We start from the raw sequence: 17,375 nt of genomic DNA, 5'->3' as shown, positions 1-17,375 counted from the left end.
TCCCGCAAGTCCAGTCCACGCCCCCGGTGGAGTTCGGACTGGGGACAAGGGAAAGAAAAAGCCCCCGGCAGGGGTCCGGGGGCCCGCTTCGTGGTGGTGGAGATGGCGGGAATTGAACCCGCGTCCGATGCAGTGTTGTCAGGGCTTCTCCGGGCGCAGTTCGCGTCGGTTTTTCTCGGCTTCAGTCATCGTGCGAACGAGTGGCTGCCAAGCCCAGTTGTATGAGTGTCCCCCCGGTCCCTACAACGAGGACCGGGAGCAGTGGCCCTCTAAATGACGCCAGGATCCGGGGCGAGAGCAAACCCGGGCTGACGGACTAGTCAGGCTGCTTAGGCAGCGAGAGCGAAGTCAGTGCGCTTTTGTTCGGCACTTATTGTTTTACAAGGAGCGTTTACGAGATAACCCTGTGTCCTCGGCCCGCTTCCCCTGTCGCGACTAACATCGTCGAAACCTGTCATCCCCATGTTCAGTTATCAAGTGATCCCTGCGTCGCCAGGCCCACCGGCCGTCCGACTCCAGAAGTCTACCGCACCTGCCGGGTCCGCCGGGAGGACTTCGCCGAGGGAGGACGAGGCCGGAGGAACAGGAGGTGGGGCTACCCGCCGAGGGTGAGTCCGAGGACGACGACCGGTGCCTGCCAGAGGCGGACGACGACGAAGGCGAGGGTGATGAAGGCGATGCCGAGCGCCGCGAGGGCCGTGGTCGCCGCCTGCTTGCGGCGGAAGCTCCACCAGAAGATGGCGATGTTGAGCAGGAGCAGCAGGGGCGAGACCCAGACGAGCACCTGCGCGAAGAAGACGTAGACCAGGAAGACGAACGGGATCAGCGAGAGGACCCCGACGGGCACCACGACGAGGAGCAGGAGCAGGTCGAGCAGGGCTCCGGCCGTCACCCACCAGGGACGCCGGTACCTCAGTTCGGAGACCTCGGGCTCCTCGTCCTCCTGGGATTCCCAGAAGACGTCGCTCACGCGCCGAGGTTCTTCTCGCGCATGGCGCGCAGCGCCTCGCGGTTGTCCTGCTTCTCCCGGAGGGTCTGCCGCTTGTCGTAGTCGCGCTTGCCCCGGGCCACCGCGATCTCCACCTTCGCCCGGCCGTTGAGGAAGTAGAGCTGCAGGGGCACCAGCGTGAATCCCGATTCGCGGATCTTCTGCGAGATCTTGGTGAGCTCCTCGCGGTGCAGCAGGAGTTTCCTCCTGCGGCGTGCGGCATGGTTGGTCCAGCTGCCCTGCGAGTACTCGGAGATGTGGATGCCCTCGAGCCACAGTTCGTCGCCGTAGAAGACCGCGTACCCGTCGATCAGGGAGGCGCGGCCCGCGCGCAGGGACTTCACCTCCGTGCCCATGAGGGCTATGCCGGCTTCGTACGTGTCGAGCACCGCGTAATCGTGAAAGGCCTTCCGATTGGTGGCCACCACTTTCCGGCCACTTTCCTTCGGCACGGCGACTCTCCTTCTTGCGACACTGCTGCGGACGGCGGTCCGCGGGTGGACAGTGCCTTCCATCCTACGACCTAGAACAAACCGATCGGGTCCACGAGGGTGCCGTTGAGCATCGTCTCGAAGTGGAGGTGGCATCCCGTCGAGTTGCCGGTGGTCCCGGTGTACCCGATGAGCTGCCCGGCGCTCACACGCTGCCCGGGGGACACCAGGTAGCTCGTGAGGTGGTAGAAGTTCGTGGCGAGGGCGTTCCCGCCCACCACGCCGTGGTTGAGGACGATCCGGTTGCCGGCGCCGGGCAGCACGCCTGAATCCGCGTACCAGACCTCGCCGGCGGCCGGAGCGTAGAGGGCGGTACCGCAGCCCACGCCGTAGTCGATCCCGGTGTGCATGTACCCGCCGGTGCCGTTGAAGTCGATGGTGCCGATCGGCGTCGGACGGAACCCGAAGCCCGAGCTGATCGGGGCGTTGACGGGAGCCCGGAGACCGAAGGAGCCGGGACCGGACGGCACCGCCTCCGGTAGGGGTGCCGGTGCCGGTGGGATGACCGGCACGACCGGCGCGACGACCTGGGGTTGCACGGGCGCCGGCGCGGGCCGGTTGGCGGCCTCCGCCTCCGCTGCCCGGCGCGCCGTCTCGGCCGCGGCGGCGGCCTCGGCCTCGGCCTGCAGCCGGGCCTGTTCCGCGGCCGCGGCGGCCTCGGCCTCGGCGCGGAGGCGCTCCTGCTCGGCCTTCTGCCGCGCCTGCTCCGCCTTCTGCCGCGCCTCTTCCGCCTTGCGCGCCTCCTCGATCAGGCGGCGCTGGCGTTCGGCGATGTCGGCGTTGACCTGCTGCTGGGCCTTCTCGACCCCGGCGAGCTTCGCCTCGATGACGGGCTTCTGTTCCTGCAGCTTCGCGGAGAGCGCGGAGGTGTCGGCGACGAGCCTGTCCACCTTGCCCTTCTCCGAGGCGGCCGCGTCCCGTGCCGACTGCTCCGCGGCGAGGGCGGCGTCGGCCTTCTCCCTGAGCTTCGTGATCTCGGCCTCCACGGCGGCGAGGCGGGCCTGGCTGTTCGCGTTCGTGGCGTTCTGCTCCGAGAGGCGTTCCATGGCGGCGTTCTGGCTGCGCAGGGCCTGGTCCACCAGGTCCATCGACTCCGTGAAGTCCTCGACGTCGTCGGCACCCATGAGCAGGGACACGTTGGTGGGGACCCCGCCGTTCTTGTAGGCCTCGGTGGCGATCTGGCCGATGACCTCGCGGGTCTCGTCCATCTCCTGCCGGTCGGCGCGCAGTTCCTCGGTGATCTTGTTCTTCGTCTCCTGGGCCAGTTCCACGCGGCCGGCCAGCACCTCCGCCTCACCGGCGGCCGTCTCGACCCTTCCCTGCGCGTCGCTGAGCGCCTGCTGGGCGGCCGGGAGCCGGCCCTGGTAGGTCCTCAGCGTCCCGATCGTCTCGGCGATGTCCGAGTCCAGGTACTCCATCGACTCCTGGACCTCGGCGATCTCGTTCTCGAGCGCGCTCCTGCGGTCGTCGAGTTCGTCGGCGACGACGGGCGTGCTGAACCCGAGCGCGAGCGCGACGACGAGGGCGATGGAGCTGCCCGCCGTCCCGCGGACCACGAAGGCCTTCCTGTCCTGCCGTGCCCACCAGGTCCCTGGTGAGCGCACGTGTCCCCTGGCGCTGAGCGGCATGATGCTAGACCTTTACGTATCGTCGAAGGGTGAGCAGGGATGAGAGCCCTGCGAGGACCGCCCCGAGCAGGATGAGCGCGGGGACGAGGATCAGGACCTGCTGGGACGAGATGAACGCCGTCTGCGGGAAGGTCCTCACGAGCCAGCCGTCGATCAGGAACTTCGACGCACCCCAGAGGGTCGCCGACGCGAGCACCGCGCCGATCACCGCCGCGATGACACCCTCGAGGACGAACGGCAGCTGGATGACCGCCTTCGACGCCCCCACGAGGCGCATGATGCCGGTCTCCCGGCGCCGGCTGAACGCGGAGAGCCGGATGGTCGTCGCGATGAGCAGCATGGCGCAGAACGTCATGATGCCCGCGATCACGAGCGAGACGACGGACGCCCAGTTCATGTACCGGAAGATCGCCTCGAGGAAGTCGCGCTGGTCGCTGACCGCGTCGACGCCCGGCTCCGAGGAGAAGGCCTCGTCGATGACCTCGTACTTCTCGGCGTCGACGAGGCCGACGCGGAACGACTCGGGGAGCTGGTCGGCGGTGACGGAGTCGACGATCGGCGAGTTGGCGAACTGGTCGCGGAAGTGGCCGAGCGCCTCCTCCTGCGATTCGTAGGTCACCGTGTCGACGTACTGGGCGAACTGCTCCGACTGGAGCTTCGCCTCGATCGCGGCGCGCTGGTCCTCGGTCACCGGGCCCGCGGCGCAGCTGGCCTCGGACGAGTTGTCGACGCAGAGGTAGATGGTGACCTGGACGCGGTCGTACCAGTAGCCCTTCATCTGCCCGATCTGCAGCTGGAACAGCCCGGCCGCGCCCACGAAGGTCAGGGAGATGAAGGTCACGAGGATCACGGACGTGACCATCGAGAGGTTCCGGCGGATGCCCGAGCCGATCTCGGACAGGATGAACGCGAGCCTCACTCGACCCCCACGACGCCGGCGTCGCCCACGTAGATGCCCTGGGCGTCGTCGCGCACCACGGAGCCGCTGCGGAGCTCCACGACGCGCTTGCGCATGGTGTTCACGATGTCGTCGTCGTGCGTGGCCATGACCACCGTGGTGCCGTTCTGGTTGATCCTGTCGAGCACCTTCATGATGCCCATCGACGTCGTCGGATCCAGGTTGCCGGTCGGCTCGTCGGCCAGGAGGATCCCCGGGCGGTTGACGATGGCGCGTGCGATCGCGACGCGCTGCTGCTCGCCGCCGGACAGCTCGTGCGGCATGCGGTTGTTCTTGCCCTCGAGGCCGACTGTCGCGAGGACGTCGGGCACGGTCTCGCGGATGACGGCGCGGCTCCTGCCGATGACCTGCATCGCGAACGCCACGTTGGCGAAGACCGTCTTGTTGGGGAGGAGGCGGAAGTCCTGGAACACGACGCCGATCCCGCGGCGGAGGCGGGGCACGCGCCAGCTGGGGATGTTGGCGACGTTCTGGCCCGCGACGTACACGGCGCCCCGCGAGGCGCGGTCCTCCTTGAGGACCAGCCGGATGAAGGTCGACTTCCCGGAGCCCGAAGCACCGACGAGGAAGACGAACTCGCCGCGGTCGACGTCGAGGGAGACGGCGTCGAGGGCGGGGTGCGACTGCTGGTCGTAGGTCTTCGTGACGTTATCGAATCGGATCATGATCGCTCTGCGCCCAGGGGTGCGCCGGGCACGGGCATTGGCTGGGGGAAGGAAGCCGCGGCTCCTCGACTATAACGACAGCACCATCGGGCGCCCAATACCCCGTCGGTGTGTCGCGCGCAAGACCGCCACCCGAAAACAGGTGGTCTGCCCCTCTATTCGCGTAGCGGCTACGCGGCGTCGTTGCGGTTGTTCGTGCGCCAGCGGATGCCCGCGTCGATGAAGTCGTCGATCTCGCCGTCGAAGACGGACGAGGTGTTGCCGACCTCGTGGTTGGTGCGGAGGTCCTTGACCATCTGGTACGGGTTGAGCACGTAGGACCGCATCTGGTCGCCCCAGGACGCCTTCACGTCGCCGGCGAACGCCTTCTTCTCCGCGTCCTCCTGCTCCTTCTTCAGCAGCAGGAGCCTCGACTGCAGCACGCGCATGGCGGCGGCGCGGTTCTGGATCTGCGACTTCTCGTTCTGCATGGACACCACGGTGCCCGTGGGCAGGTGGGTCAGGCGGACGGCGGAGTCGGTGGTGTTGACCGACTGGCCGCCCGGGCCGGACGAGCGGAACACGTCGACGCGGATCTCGTTGTCCGGCACCTCGACGACGTCCGTCTGCTCGATGAGCGGGATGACCTCGACGGCGGCGAAGGACGTCTGCCGGCGTCCCTGGTTGTCGAAGGGGCTGATGCGGACGAGGCGGTGCGTGCCGGCCTCGACCGACAGGGTGCCGTAGGCGTAGGGCGCCTTCACCTCGAACGTCGCCGACTTCAGGCCGGCCTCCTCGGCGTAGGACGTGTCGAGGACCTGCGTCGGGTAGCCGTGGCGCTCGGCCCAGCGGAGGTACATGCGCAGGAGCATCTCGGCGAAGTCGGCGGCGTCCACTCCCCCGGCCCCGGAACGGATGGTCACCACGGCCTCGCGCTCGTCCCACTCGCCGGCCAGCAGCGTCACGATCTCCAGGTCGTCGAGGGACTTGCTGAGGGAGACGAGTTCCTTCTCGGCCTCCGCCATCGAGTCCGCGTCGCCCTCGTCCTCGCCGAGCTCCACGAGGACCTCGAGGTCGTCGATGCGGCTCTCGAGGGTCTCGAGGCGTTCGAGGGCGGACTGCCGGTGGGAGAGCTTCGAGGTCACCTTCTGCGCGGCCGCGGGATCGTCCCAGAGGTCCGGCGCGCCGGCTTCCTCGCTCAGCTCCGAGATGTCCTTGCGGATCCCCTCGACGTCGGAGACCTGCTCGATGGACGTGTACTTGGCGCGGAGGGCGCGGATCTCTGCGGGAAAATCGGTGGCTGCCATGGTCCTTCCAGCCTACGTCATCGGTCCGGGGCACCAGGAGTGTGCGCCGCCTCCGCGGTGGACCGTCAGCGGGTGAGCTCGGCCCGCGCGTCGGCCCGGGCGACGATCGGGATGCCGGCCGGTACGAGGAAGTTGACGATGGGCGGACGCACCACCGCGGTGAGCACCACGCGGGCCGTGCGTCCGTCCGGCGCGCCCGTCGCGGGGTCGACGGCCAGCCGGGCGAGCCGGGTCCCGGCCCCGGTGGCGGCGAGGTAGCCCGCGGCCGACTCCTCGACGCCGGAGTCCTGCAGCGCCGGCAGCGGCGTCGTCGCGCCCGTGCCGGCCCCGCTCCCGCTGCCGCCGATCCCGACGTCGATGCTGTAGTCGTCGGCGGCGGCGAGCGCGGCACCGTCGGCGGCCGAGAGCAGCTTCTTGTGCCCTATATATACGGACGACACGGCCAGCACGACGGTCACGACGAGCAGCGAGACCAGGAGGTAGCCGATGACCAGGACCCCGACCTGCCCGTCCTCCCGCCGGTCGGCTCCCGGCCCGGGTCCGGCGGTTCCGGAGGACGCCGGTCCCGGCGCCGGCGCGCTCGCGGGCGTCATCCGAACCGCTCGATGATCTGCGTCGCGGCGGCGTCCACCGTCACCGCGGAAGGGTGCGTCCCCGCGACGGCCGGCATCAGCGGGAGCGGGACGTCGAGGCGCACGACGACGGTCACGGTCGAGCCCGGTGCCAGGCATGCGGCGCTGCAGGCGATGTCGACGTCCGCCTGCTCCTCGGTGAACCCGAAGTCGGCGAGCGCGATGCGCACGGCCTCGCGGGCCCTCGTGTCGGCGTCCTGCGGCGTCGGCGCGTCCACGAACACCTTGGCCGCCTGGTCGGCGGCACCGACGACGGCGAACGACTCGCCCTGCAGCCGGCCCACCGTGAGCACGAGGTAGACGACCGGGACCAGGAGGAGGACGCCCAGGAACACGAACTCCACGACGGCGCTCCCCCGCTCGTCCCTCCCCGGCCGTGCGGCCGCACCCACCCGACCCCGACCGGCCCGCCCGTCGGAGGAGTTCCGCTCATGAGGGTAGGGCCGCATGTCCGCGCACCTCCATGATGCCGGCGGGGCCGATGAGACCGAGGACCGGCAGGGGTGCGCGGACCACCACCTCGAGCGTCCTGACGCCGGCGACCGTGCTCTCGCCGACGGAGATGTCGGATCCGTACGCGTCGGCCAGTGATCCGCGGATCAGCTCCTCGGTGCGCCCGACCGCGTCCTGCGGACTGCGATCCGCCAGCGTGCCGTAGCGGGCCCCCGATGCGGCGGCGTCGATGAGGGTGTTGCGCACGTGGAGCACGAGCGTCAACTGGACGATCGCGATGAAGACGACGGTCAGGAGTCCGCCGATCAACGCGAAGTCCACGACCGCGGCGCCGCGTTCGCCGTGGCCGCGACGGCGTCCTCCCCGCCCGCGGGACGACCGGTGCGGCATCACGGTGGACGGCTGCATCACCTAGGGCGAGACCTGGTCGATCGCCTGGTTGAACAGGCCCTCGAGGGCCGGCCCCGCGATCGCGAGCAGGGCCGCGACGAGGACGGCCGACATGAGCGTGATCATCACCCAGCCGGGGACATCGCCCCGCTCACGGTCGTCCCGGGGTACCGCCCGCACCGCCGACGCAGCCGTCACCGCCGTCGCGAGGAGGAGCAGGATGATGCGGTGCGCGCCGGTCAGGATTCTCATGGTGGTTCCCCCTCGTTGTCGTGGTGCCTGTCGTGGTGCCAGTCGTGGTGCCAGTCGTGGTGCCTGTCGTGGTGATACGGGGTCAGAAGCCGAGGTTGATGAGGGCGATGCCGGGATAGACGGCGAACAGGACGGTCAGCGGAAGGACACCGAAGACCAGCGGCACCATCATCGCGATCTCCTTCTTGCCCGCCGATTCCATCAGTTCCCGCTTGGCCAGGTCGCGGACGTCCTGCGCCTGCGCGCGCAGGACGTCCGCCAGCGGCGTCCCGCGCTGGACGGCGACGGTGATGCCGTCGACGAAGCGGGCGAGTGGGGCGAGACGGGTCCGGTTGGAGAACTCCTGCAGCGCATCCACGAGGGGCTTGCCAGCACGCGTAGCAGCGAGGACGAGGGCGAACTCGCCCGCGAGTTCGCCCGTCGCAGTCCGGCAGATGCGCTCGAGTGCGCCCGTGGCGCTCTCCCCGGCCGACACCGCGAGGGCCATGAGTTCCGCGAGGCTCGGGAACTCCGCCAGCATGCGGGCCTCGCGCCGCCTGATGTCAGCAGACAGGAGGTAGTCGCGCCCGACGAACCCCAGGACGGCGCAGCCGAGGACGAGCAGGACTGCCAGGGGCAGGTTGGCCGAGCCGGACGCGGCCAGGAGGACCATGACCAGGGCGGATCCGGCGAGTCCCCCTGCGGCCCAGAGCAGTTGCTGGGCCCGGAAGTCCGTCGTCGTCTGACCCCGACCCGCCTGGGCGAGCCTGCGCGAGAGCGTGGCCGCCGCCGGGTTGAACCGATGCGACCACGACACCGCGTCCGCGAGGAGCGGGCGGAGGATGCGCTCGAGCGGACCGAACGGCGTGATGTTCGCAGGCGCCTCCGCGAGCAGCCTGGACTGCACGTCCACGGCGCGCAGTTGCGGGGCGATCCGTTCGGTCAGGGTCACCGGGCGCATGGCCGGCAGCCTCATGGCGACCAGCCACAGTCCCACGCCCAGCAGGAGTCCCGCGAGGGCGGCCAGGGCGATCACGGGACTCACCGGAGGACCCGCTCGTCCTCGGGCAGTGCCCCGATGCGCAGCATGATCCTGTAGCAGACCACGGAGATCAGCAGCCCCCCGAGCAGGACCACCGCCCCGCCCGCCGAGTTGTAGGCGCGGACGGCTTCCGGCCGGGTCGACAGGAGCAGCAGGACGAACCAGGGCGCGGCGACGGCGAGGCGGGCAGCATTGACCGTCCAGGACTGCCGTGCTTCCAGTTCGCTGCGGGTGCGGGCCGCGTCCCGCAGGAACTCGGACAGCGTCCCGAGGAGGCGGCCCAGGTCGGATCCGCCCACTTCCCGCGTCATGCGGAGAGCCTCGACGATGCGGTCGGCGACCGGGTCCGCCAGGCGCTCCTTGAGCCGGTTGAGGGCGTCGTCGAAGCGCCCGCCTGCCCGGTAGTCCGCGCCGAAGGCCCGGAAGGCGGGCCGCAGTTCGACCGGCCCCTTCTCCCCCAGCTGGATGAGCGCTTCCGGGAGGGAGAGGCCGGCCCGGATGGCGGATCGGAGATGATCGACGACGTCGGGCCACAGTTCGCGGAGGGAGGCCGTGCGCCTGGCAGCACGCCACCTGACGATCGAGAACGGGAGGAACCCGCCGAACAGCGCGAAACACAGAGCGATCGGCACGGACCCGGTGAGCACGAATCCGGTCAGCAGGACCACGGCCCCGACCGCGACGCACGAGGCGATGAGGCCGTTCCCCGAGACGCGCTCGACACCGGCGCGCTGGAGGAGGTCCTCGAGCACCCGGCGTCGTGCCGGTGCCCTGCGCTCCGTCACCGGGCGCTCCCAGCAGGACCACCACACGAGGAAGAGGCCGGCACCGAGTGCGCCGCCGACGGCGGTGCTCATGCCCGGTCCCCCAGCAGGGACGACACGTCGACTCCCGCCGCGGCGAACTTCTCCTCGGCCGGCATGCCGCTGGCCGTGAGTCGCAGCTCGCCGTCCACGCGACGGAAGACGGGGGACGATTCGATGATGCCGTTCTCGACGCGGCGACCCAGGGCCATGATCTCCAGCACGCGCCGCCGGCCTCCCGGGAGCCGCGCGCAGTGCACCACGAGGTCGATGCAGGACGCGACCGTCGGCACGACGAAACTGCTCGAGATGTTCTCGCCCGCCAGGAGCGGCAGCGTGCAGATCTTGGTCACGGCGTCAGCGACGCTTCCTAAAAGACGTGCACGCCGCGCCCTCAAACACCGTCTCTCGACTCGATCTTCTCTCTATGTTTGATCCATGCGAAAACAGGCTGTCATCTATACACGCATCTCCAAGGACTTGGAGGGCCTGGGCCTTGGTGTAGCCCGCCAGCTCAGCGACTGCCGTGACTACGCGAGGAAGAACAGTTATCAGGTTGTAGATGAGCTTGAGGACAACGACATCTCAGCCTCTGGTCTAGCGAAGCGTCCCTCCTACCTGAAGCTGCGCGAACTCATGGCGAGCGGAGCGGTAGATGTCGTCCTCGTGTATGCAATGGACCGCCTACATCGCAATATGCGCGAGCTCATCGAGTACATCGAACTCTCGCAACAGACGAACACTGCCATCGAATCAGTCGTCGCGGGCAAGGTTGATCTGGCCTCGGCGGACGGACGCATGTTCGCAACCATCCTTGGTGCCTTCGGCGCGGCAGAACGAGAAAAAACGTCGGAGCGTCTACTGAGGAAGGCTAAGGCAAACGCGGAAGAAGGACGCTGGCCAGGCCGCCGAGTATACGGGTATGAATCCGACGGAACCATCGTGCCCGAGGAAGCTGACGTGATCCGAGAGTTGGCTCAGCGAATACTGGCTGGCGAGGGTCTGAACGCGGTAGCCAATTCATTCAACGCTCGGGGCATTCCTACGCTACAGGGCGCTGAATGGAGAGCGGCCACGCTCGTGGGCATCGCACGCTCCGCTCGAATCGCCGGGCACCGTGAGCACCGCGGCGTCATCACCAAGCGAGATGCCTGGGACAGAATAATCAACGAAGAGGACTCGATCCTGTTGCGCAGGAAACTCGCCAAGGGCCGTTCCGAAGGCCGTACGGTGGGCGGGCCTCGAAAGCACCTTCTCACCGGGCTGCTCGTCTGTGGCAACTGTGGTGCTCCTATGCAGCGAGGCCTCGCTGGGAAAACGCGCGTCCCCAATTACAGGTGCGCCAAGAATGAGGGAAGCCAAAGCTGCGGAAGGGTCTCCATCAACTTGTCATCGACAGAGAATTTCGTTACCGCGGCCTTATTCGCGGCCTTCGATCGCCCCACCCAAGGCGAGGACGATAATGGCGAAGCGGAGCGCGCCCGGTACGTGATGGAAAGCAAACGCCTGGAGGAGCGGAAGAACGCCCTAGCAACTATGTTCGGTGACGGGACGATCGACGCGGACGAATGGATGGCGGCGTCGAAGTCCGTTAAGGAACAACTTTATGCACTGCCGTCACCCCGAGCGAAGGCAGCTCGCCAGCAAGCGACAGGATCAGAGCTCGCCGCGGCTTGGCCTTCCATGGAGACGTCAACGAAACGGGCATTGCTCGATCAGGTCTTTGTGAAAATCACCGTGATGCCTCGACGCATAGTGACCGGCGCAAAGGTTTGGGACCCGGAGCGGCTGGTGCCTGAATGGCGGATCTAAGCAGCCGATTATGCTGGACTCGTGTTTGAACGGTCTATCGCAGCAAGGGCAAGCACGTGTGAGTGTGCGTTGGTAATGGACGGCGGAAGTCCCTGGGCGACCCTGCTTGAGCGAACCCACATTGAAGCGGCATCAGGAACGGGAGATGTTTGGGGCAGGATTATCTGGTCGACGACCGGGCGCGCATGGTGAGATTTGAGATTCATGGGCCTCATGTGTGCGGCGCACGCAGGAACCCTCCCTGCGTGCGCCCTGCGGCTACTTTTGGCCGATAGGGAAGGACGTACCGGTGGCCGAGGGGCGCAGGACCGCGTCGGCACGGCCGTGTCGTGCATTGGTTGCTGGAGGTCATCGCTGCAGCTGGGTTGCACCAACCCAACCCGTAAGCCTATTCATCCGCCTGTCACCTGCCGCTGGTACCTTCAGCCGATGGACGCCACCCTGCCCGAACCACGCCTCACCACCACTGCTACCTCCGTCGCCGACCTCTCGGACCGCGAGGGCTTCGACGAGGACTTCCTCGGCCGGCGCGTACCGATCCCGTCCCTGGCCGACGTGGAGACCGTCCTGCTGCCCTACACGCACTTCTCGGTGCTGATGCGCCTCGACAAGCGACTGGCGGCTATCACGGCGCTCGGCATCGACGGCGCGAAGCTGATGGACCTCGACCGGTCCGGCATCGACTGGCGCCTGGATCCACGGCTGCCGGAGGACCTGCAGACCGGGGAACGGGTCTACGCGCGCAACGACATCGACCGCGGACACCTCGTCCGCCGGGCCTCGGCGGTCTGGGGCGACACCCGCGCCGAGGCAGCCCAAGCGAACGAGGACACCTTCCACTACACGAACGCTGCTCCGCAGGCTGCGAAGTTCAACCAGGGCCTGGAACTCTGGCTTGGCCTGGAGTCGTATCTGCTGGACAACGCCGCAGACAACGACCGGTGCCTGATCGTCTTCACCGGGCCCATCTTCAGCGACATCGACCCCATGTACCGGGGCGTGGAGATCCCGCTGCGGTTCTTCAAGGTCGCCGTGTTCCTGGTGTGCGGATCACTGGCCGCCACGGGCTACGTCGTCGATCAGACGCCCCAGCTTGGGGATCTGCCGGACGTGCCCCGGCCGGGCGCCGTGGACGACGGCGACGCTCCCCCGCTGGGACCGTTCCGAACCTTCCAGGTGCCGATCCGGGACATCGCCGCGCTCACCGGGCTGGACATGGCCCAGCTGATCGCTGTGGATCGCATGCCGATCGCTGCAGCGCTTCCGAGTGCGCGAGTGACCTCCGCCTGGCGCGAGCTCTCGAGCCCGGAGTGCTTGGATCTCGACTTCGACCTGTGGAGCTAGTCGCGTCACGTGCCTCCCGCCGGGGCGAGGGCGCTCTACTCGGGGGCGTCATTCTCCTTCTTCATGAAGTAGTCCACCCCGGTGTAGCCTCCGTCGGCGACGATCGTTGCTCCCGTGATGAAGGACGCGGAGTCGCTGAGAAGGAAAGCGACGGTGCTGGCTATGTCGTCGGGACGTCCATTTCGCCCTAGAGGTGTGAGGCCGGCCGCTTCGTAGGGTTCGGTCAGAATGCCGGAGTCGACCCATCCCGGACTCACGGCGTTGACGCGCACGCCGCGGGGGCCGAGCACGTTGGCCAGGCTCCGGGTAACGGACAGGAGTGCTGCCTTACTGGCTGAGTACGCGATGCCGCGGAACGACCCCACGGACGCGTCCGTGCTGGCGATGTTCACGATGCTCCCGCCGACCGGCATGCGAAGGCCGATCTCCCGGGCGAGGATGAGAGGTGCCGTGACGTTGACCTCGAACGACCTGTCCCAGGCGCCGAGGCTCAGCGCCTCGAACGGCTCCTTCTCCAGCACCCCGGCATTGTTCACCAGGGCATCGAAGGGAAATTCCTCACGGACGAGACGGGCGAAAGACTGCAACCCGGCTCGGTCTGTGAGGTCGAGGTGGCGTATTACTACTCCGTGTGTGCGCTGCAGAACGGTCGCCTCGTCGCGGCTCGTGTTGTAGGTCGCCACCACCCTCCAGTCCCGCTCTACGAGGTGTTCGGCGATGGCACGACCTATCCCTCGCGCCGCGCCGGTGATGAGGACGGTGCGTTGGCTCGTCATCGTGGCTGCTTCACCTCGATCTTGGAGTGAGGAATTGCATGACCGGCAGCCTAGTCCGGCGCTGCCGAGCGTCCGAGCATATCCATCGCGAGGGGCTCACATAAGGGCCGGCCACGAGCAATCAGGCGGGTGCTGTCACTGGTCCGACGATGGAGTAGTCGACATCCACGCGCACACCGAAGGCCGTTCCGCCTGCGAGTGAGCCATGAACGGTTGGTCCTATCGGCTCGAGCGCCGAGGAGACGGTGGCCCTGGCATTTGCTCGGACTTCCTCCTGCGGGGCCTTGTTGAGGGCGGAGTGGATGTCGCGCCGGTACTTGTTCACCTCGTCGAGGCAGGTCGGAGGTGCATCGATGGGGTGAGCCACCAGGACGAGGGCGAAGACAGAGCCCGGACGTCCCGCGAGGAGCCTGTAAGCCTTCGCCAGATCGCTCTCAACCATGCCGGTGTATTTGCGGACGTTGGCGCGCTCCGGGTTCGCAATGTCGAAGGTGTAGAGCGCCTTGGCCTCAACCAGCACCATCGGCGTCGCCGAAGAGTCCAGGATCGCCAGGTCGGTGCGCTTCCATTCGCGGGCGACGACCAGATCAGGCAGCTTTGTGGACAAGCTCCAGGCGAGCCGGTCCCGCAGCGGCAGTTCCACTTTCGAGGTCAGCGCCAGATAGGCGAGTTCCCCCGGTGCGAGCGAGGCGGCAGCGGAATCCGGGGCCTGTGCCAAGTACTGAGCGGTGATTTCGGTCGTCCGCCCATCATTACAGGCGAACCCGGGCTCGAGTGTCACGCTTTGTCGCGCCACCAGCGGTCGACGCGCGTCGAGTCCGGATCCCAGTCCCACTCGGCGTCCATGGCGTTAGAGAAGCATTCCTTCTGCTCGGTGGTGAGCTGCGTCCAAGTGCCGTGGCTGACGTGCAGGGCCAGGGCGGCGAGGGTTTCCCGCTGCACGTGGGCGACTGTATTGAGTGGGGCGTCCGGCGTCGGCAGATTCTCGAAGCCGAAGATTTCCCGGATCAGGCGATGGAGAGCCTCGCGCGTCTCCTCGCACGCACCTCCTGCCGTGAGCTCATCGAGCTTGCCCTGGACGACGGCGGCCGCGGCGTGGGTGCCAGCGTTGCGGGCGCGGTCCAGGAGGCCGGAGAAGCTCGTGACGACCTCGGCATCGCTGGGCGTGGTCACTGGCCGGACTCAGCCTCTGCAGGAACGACGCGCGCGCGGCCGTTGTGGGCGATGAGGAGCACGCCACCCAGGAGCATCAGGGAGAGCAGTGTCTGGCCGTTGAGGGCCGGGGCTGTCACGCCGATGACGAGTGCTGCGAGGAGCAGGATGATCTGGGCGATTTTCTGAGTGGTCATGGCAGGTATGTGTGCGGGACTTCGGGAAAGACTCACCGTGCACGCACATGACCTTTGACGCATTTGCCTCGTTCCTCAGGCAAGCCATCAGCGAGCCGGGGCGATCAGGTCTGCGGGCCGCATGACTTCGAGACGAGCACGTGGCGGCTGCCTAGAGCGAAGCGGCGTGCTCCTCGGCCCATGCCACGACAATACGGGAAAGGTCCATGAACTGCTGTGCGTCGGCGACCACGGCGGCCCATTCCGGTGACTGCGCAGCAGCTGCAGCGGTCTCTGGGTTGTCGAACCAGACTTCGCCTAGCCCCGTGTAGGGCGGCCTTTCGCCATCTGGGCCCGGCACGCAGCGGTTCTGAACGTAGGCCTGCACCCCCGGCACGGACAGCACCAGAGGGATGTGGCGGGTGAGCCAGTGCTCGACAGCCTTATCTTCGTCCAGCCCTTCCTGGACCTGCCAGGTCGTCAACCGCTTGATCATGGGAAGCCCTTCCAGATCGGTGCGATGCGGGTGGGGCCAAGCTACCAGCCGTGCGAACGCCCTGCACAGAGACAGCGTGTACTGGCGCCGTCAAGCTGGTGCAGGGCACGAAAAAGCCCGCCGGGCGGTCGGCGGGCTTGGGGGCCAGGGCGGTTCGGCGTGGGTTCATCAGCGGTCCTCCATGCGGAGGGCGGAGCGGACACAAGCCGAGCGAGAACCGATGCGGTTCGTCTGGCCGGTGTGGTGCTTGCGGGCCTTTTGGTCCGCGTGGACGCCGGCGGCGCCGGAGGATGCGAAGCGCACGCGCGAGGCGATGAACTCGGCCGGCTGCGCGAAGCCGGTCTTGGGGGCCTTGGTGGCCATGGTCCTGCCTTTCTGTAGGGGTGTGCACTTCTCAGACGTGCGACAGGGCCCATTTTGCACGACGCCACAGTCAGTTGGGCCTCCAACCGCGAGAGCGTTCAACCAGATGAGCGAGGGCTCAAGATCTACCACCGGCGCCGGAACAGGTCTGCGTTGAGCTATAGCCGGTAGATCATCATGACGGCGCACGAGCAGCTCAGCAACGCGGAGGCCGGTTCGATCCCCTTCGAAGTGAGCCTGGCGCAGCTGGCCATCGACGGCCTCATCAACGAGTCCGTGGGACGCATGAACGAGATCCGCAAGGACTCCATCATGCGCGCCGTCGCCGCCGGCCGGTGCCGGTAGGACCCGGCCCCTTGCCTGGTCGGCTGTCTGCCGACCAGGGACGGGGCCGATCCAGGCGCCTGCTGTTCAGCGCATCGTGCTCACATCCGCCCGAATCGCGCCCGGAATGTAGCCTTCGAGGATCTCCGCTCCGATACCTGCCGACACCGGCGCCTTCCACCTGTGCAGCGGCCTCACTCCTTCGTCGGCCCACGGCAGCTTCCGGCCGACGTACTCCTCGATCGCGAAGCACACGTCGTCGTAGGACACGCTCTTCTCGGTGAAGTCCTCGAGGCCGTCGATCACCGCACCGACCTCGGTCGTCTCGCCCACGCTGCCTGTGTAGATCATGCGCATCGCCCTCGCTCCCTTCGTGACTAGGCGGTCCTTCCGCCGGTCACTTCCACTGTCGTCCCAGCTTCACGCGCAGGTGTGGGACGCGGTGCAGTGTCATTTCCGGGGAGGGGGCGTCCGCCGACGGGCAGCGTGCTTGGATCCATCGGCGCCCGGTCGGATGACCGTCTCTGCCGTCGACGTCGGCTCGAGCTCCGTCTCGCCGTACATCTTCAGGTACCGGTACAGGGTGGCCTTGGACCAGCCGACGGTCCGCGCCGCCAGGTTGGCCGTCTTGCCCTGGGACATCATGCGCCGTGCCGTGGCGACCCGCTCCCGGGCGACGGCCCCATCCAGGGGCGCCGGACCGAAGCGGACGCCCCGCTTCTGCGCCGCGATCACACCCGCGCGGACCCGCTCGTTGATCAGCTCCCGCTCGTACTCGGCCAGGGTGGCCATCATCGACAACTGCATACGGCCCTGGGCACTCGTGGGATCCAACTGGTCCATGATCGAGTGCAGCCGGATGCCCTTCTCGGTGAAAAAGTTCACGGTGTTCAGGACATCGATCACGCTGCGACCTACCCGATCGAGCCGCCAAAAATAGACGTCGTCGTCCTCTCGAGCGAAGTCCATGAGCTTCGCCATGCCGGGTCGCTCCTTGGCCTCCTTCGCGCCGGTGAGCTCGTCGAGGAAGATCCGTTCGGCCGAGATACCCGCATTCAGGAGCGCATCGATCTGCAGACTGGCGTCCTGGTCAGTCGTCGAGATGCGTGCGTAGCCGAGCTTCATGACGGTCATTCCTGACGCGAGTCCGGTATCCTCGAGGGCTTTCGAGACACCATTAGTAGACCGCCTCCCTGAGACATTTTCGACGTCCAAAGCGCGCAAAGGAGGGGTTCGGGGGCCTTCGTTGCTTAAACTAGAGTTCACGAGACCCCGGCCTCGTCCTTTGATAGGTCCCCGTGCGTAGCTAGATAGCCTTCTCCCGTGAAGACACCAGAGCCCAATAAACCAGAGCCGACCAAAGCT

Annotated in this window: 23 protein-coding genes, 1 other RNA gene and 1 pseudogene; 3 read left to right on the top strand and 22 right to left on the bottom strand. The window is 67.5% G+C overall.

Translation table 11 applies throughout. The features are described from left to right. Nucleotides 1-94 precede the first annotated feature (94 nt). From ssrA to ACX80K_RS11025, 14 genes and pseudogenes are all read right to left on the bottom strand, one after another. Nucleotides 95-462, bottom strand: a transfer-messenger RNA (tmRNA) gene (ssrA, locus tag ACX80K_RS11090). Nucleotides 463-595: 133 nt separating this feature from the next. Further along, nucleotides 596-970, bottom strand: coding sequence for a hypothetical protein (locus ACX80K_RS11085; protein ID WP_459271924.1), 375 nt, complete (start codon nt 968-970; stop codon nt 596-598). After that, nucleotides 967-1,440, bottom strand: a complete 474-nt coding sequence (smpB, locus tag ACX80K_RS11080; RefSeq protein ID WP_104179060.1) for an SsrA-binding protein SmpB — start codon at nt 1,438-1,440, stop codon at nt 967-969. Before smpB ends, ACX80K_RS11085 begins: the two co-directional genes overlap by 4 nt. 71 nt (nt 1,441-1,511) lie before the next feature. Beyond that, nucleotides 1,512-3,083 (bottom strand): peptidoglycan DD-metalloendopeptidase family protein, encoded by a 1,572-nt coding sequence (locus tag ACX80K_RS11075; protein WP_459271923.1) that lies wholly within the window; start codon nt 3,081-3,083, stop codon nt 1,512-1,514. Between the two features lie 28 nt (nt 3,084-3,111). Then, a complete protein-coding gene (gene ftsX, locus ACX80K_RS11070) occupies nt 3,112-4,026 on the bottom strand; it encodes a permease-like cell division protein FtsX (RefSeq protein WP_459271922.1) in 915 nt (304 codons plus the stop codon). Next, the gene (gene ftsE, locus ACX80K_RS11065; protein ID WP_459271921.1) at nt 4,023-4,730 is read right to left on the bottom strand and encodes a cell division ATP-binding protein FtsE; all 708 of its coding nucleotides are present in this window, start codon (nt 4,728-4,730) and stop codon (nt 4,023-4,025) included. The genes ftsX and ftsE overlap by 4 nt, the downstream gene beginning before the upstream one ends. 170 nt (nt 4,731-4,900) lie before the next feature. Then, nucleotides 4,901-6,016 carry a peptide chain release factor 2 gene (gene prfB, locus ACX80K_RS11060; RefSeq protein WP_459271920.1) on the bottom strand — a complete coding sequence of 372 codons (1,116 nt, stop codon included), beginning with the start codon at nt 6,014-6,016 and terminating at the stop codon, nt 4,901-4,903. A 65-nt stretch (nt 6,017-6,081) separates the two neighbouring features. Further along, the gene (locus tag ACX80K_RS11055) at nt 6,082-6,609 is read right to left on the bottom strand and encodes a pilus assembly protein TadG-related protein (protein ID WP_459271919.1); all 528 of its coding nucleotides are present in this window, start codon (nt 6,607-6,609) and stop codon (nt 6,082-6,084) included. Then, nucleotides 6,606-7,097, bottom strand: a complete 492-nt coding sequence (locus ACX80K_RS11050) for a hypothetical protein (protein ID WP_459271918.1) — start codon at nt 7,095-7,097, stop codon at nt 6,606-6,608. Before ACX80K_RS11050 ends, ACX80K_RS11055 begins: the two co-directional genes overlap by 4 nt. Then, a complete protein-coding gene (locus tag ACX80K_RS11045) occupies nt 7,078-7,491 on the bottom strand; it encodes a TadE family protein (protein WP_459271930.1) in 414 nt (137 codons plus the stop codon). The genes ACX80K_RS11050 and ACX80K_RS11045 overlap by 20 nt, the downstream gene beginning before the upstream one ends. A gap of 21 nt (nt 7,492-7,512) precedes the next feature. Continuing rightward, the gene (locus ACX80K_RS11040) at nt 7,513-7,743 is read right to left on the bottom strand and encodes a hypothetical protein (RefSeq protein ID WP_459271917.1); all 231 of its coding nucleotides are present in this window, start codon (nt 7,741-7,743) and stop codon (nt 7,513-7,515) included. Between the two features lie 82 nt (nt 7,744-7,825). Then, the gene (locus ACX80K_RS11035; protein ID WP_459271916.1) at nt 7,826-8,767 is read right to left on the bottom strand and encodes a type II secretion system F family protein; all 942 of its coding nucleotides are present in this window, start codon (nt 8,765-8,767) and stop codon (nt 7,826-7,828) included. Beyond that, nucleotides 8,764-9,621, bottom strand: coding sequence for a type II secretion system F family protein (locus ACX80K_RS11030; RefSeq protein ID WP_459271915.1), 858 nt, complete (start codon nt 9,619-9,621; stop codon nt 8,764-8,766). Before ACX80K_RS11030 ends, ACX80K_RS11035 begins: the two co-directional genes overlap by 4 nt. After that, a pseudogene (locus ACX80K_RS11025) lies at nt 9,618-9,935 on the bottom strand (CpaF family protein); the annotation flags it as partial. The pseudogene ACX80K_RS11025 and the gene ACX80K_RS11030, both read right to left, overlap by 4 nt. A 70-nt stretch (nt 9,936-10,005) precedes the next feature. Between ACX80K_RS11025 and ACX80K_RS11020 the strand changes: the two are divergent. Continuing rightward, the gene (locus ACX80K_RS11020) at nt 10,006-11,379 is read left to right on the top strand and encodes a recombinase family protein (protein ID WP_459271914.1); all 1,374 of its coding nucleotides are present in this window, start codon (nt 10,006-10,008) and stop codon (nt 11,377-11,379) included. 429 nt (nt 11,380-11,808) lie between these two features. Then, nucleotides 11,809-12,723: a DNA/RNA non-specific endonuclease gene (locus ACX80K_RS11015; RefSeq protein ID WP_459271913.1), complete on the top strand. Its 915-nt coding sequence runs from the start codon at nt 11,809-11,811 to the stop codon at nt 12,721-12,723. Nucleotides 12,724-12,758: 35 nt separating this feature from the next. Here ACX80K_RS11015 and ACX80K_RS11010 read toward each other — a convergent pair whose 3' ends face one another. The 6 genes from ACX80K_RS11010 to ACX80K_RS10985 all read right to left on the bottom strand — a co-directional run bounded on the left by ACX80K_RS11010 (nt 12,759) and on the right by ACX80K_RS10985 (nt 15,686). Continuing rightward, entirely contained in the window at nt 12,759-13,499 is a 741-nt protein-coding gene (locus ACX80K_RS11010) for an SDR family NAD(P)-dependent oxidoreductase (protein WP_459271912.1), read from the bottom strand. A 121-nt stretch (nt 13,500-13,620) separates the two neighbouring features. Next, nucleotides 13,621-14,280, bottom strand: coding sequence for a hypothetical protein (locus ACX80K_RS11005; RefSeq protein WP_459271911.1), 660 nt, complete (start codon nt 14,278-14,280; stop codon nt 13,621-13,623). Continuing rightward, the gene (locus tag ACX80K_RS11000) at nt 14,277-14,672 is read right to left on the bottom strand and encodes a hypothetical protein (RefSeq protein WP_459271910.1); all 396 of its coding nucleotides are present in this window, start codon (nt 14,670-14,672) and stop codon (nt 14,277-14,279) included. The genes ACX80K_RS11005 and ACX80K_RS11000 overlap by 4 nt, the downstream gene beginning before the upstream one ends. Next, nucleotides 14,669-14,848 (bottom strand): hypothetical protein, encoded by a 180-nt coding sequence (locus ACX80K_RS10995; RefSeq protein ID WP_459271909.1) that lies wholly within the window; start codon nt 14,846-14,848, stop codon nt 14,669-14,671. The genes ACX80K_RS11000 and ACX80K_RS10995 overlap by 4 nt, the downstream gene beginning before the upstream one ends. 151 nt (nt 14,849-14,999) lie before the next feature. Then, the gene (locus ACX80K_RS10990) at nt 15,000-15,323 is read right to left on the bottom strand and encodes an EthD family reductase (RefSeq protein WP_459271908.1); all 324 of its coding nucleotides are present in this window, start codon (nt 15,321-15,323) and stop codon (nt 15,000-15,002) included. Between the two features lie 168 nt (nt 15,324-15,491). Continuing rightward, nucleotides 15,492-15,686 (bottom strand): hypothetical protein, encoded by a 195-nt coding sequence (locus ACX80K_RS10985; protein ID WP_459271907.1) that lies wholly within the window; start codon nt 15,684-15,686, stop codon nt 15,492-15,494. A 177-nt stretch (nt 15,687-15,863) separates the two neighbouring features. Between ACX80K_RS10985 and ACX80K_RS10980 the strand changes: the two genes are divergently transcribed. Beyond that, the gene (locus ACX80K_RS10980) at nt 15,864-16,031 is read left to right on the top strand and encodes a hypothetical protein (protein ID WP_459271906.1); all 168 of its coding nucleotides are present in this window, start codon (nt 15,864-15,866) and stop codon (nt 16,029-16,031) included. Between the two features lie 66 nt (nt 16,032-16,097). On the opposite strand, the gene ACX80K_RS10975 is transcribed toward ACX80K_RS10980, so the two are convergent. Next, nucleotides 16,098-16,361, bottom strand: a complete 264-nt coding sequence (locus tag ACX80K_RS10975; RefSeq protein ID WP_459271905.1) for a hypothetical protein — start codon at nt 16,359-16,361, stop codon at nt 16,098-16,100. Nucleotides 16,362-16,460: 99 nt separating this feature from the next. Further along, entirely contained in the window at nt 16,461-17,135 is a 675-nt protein-coding gene (locus ACX80K_RS10970; protein WP_459271904.1) for a recombinase family protein, read from the bottom strand. Between the last annotated feature and the right edge of the window lie 240 nt (nt 17,136-17,375).

The sequence above is a fragment of the Arthrobacter sorbitolis genome (genome assembly GCF_054510995.1).
Note: the sequence above shows the minus strand (reverse complement) of the source record. Positions and strands in the feature narration are given on the sequence as shown.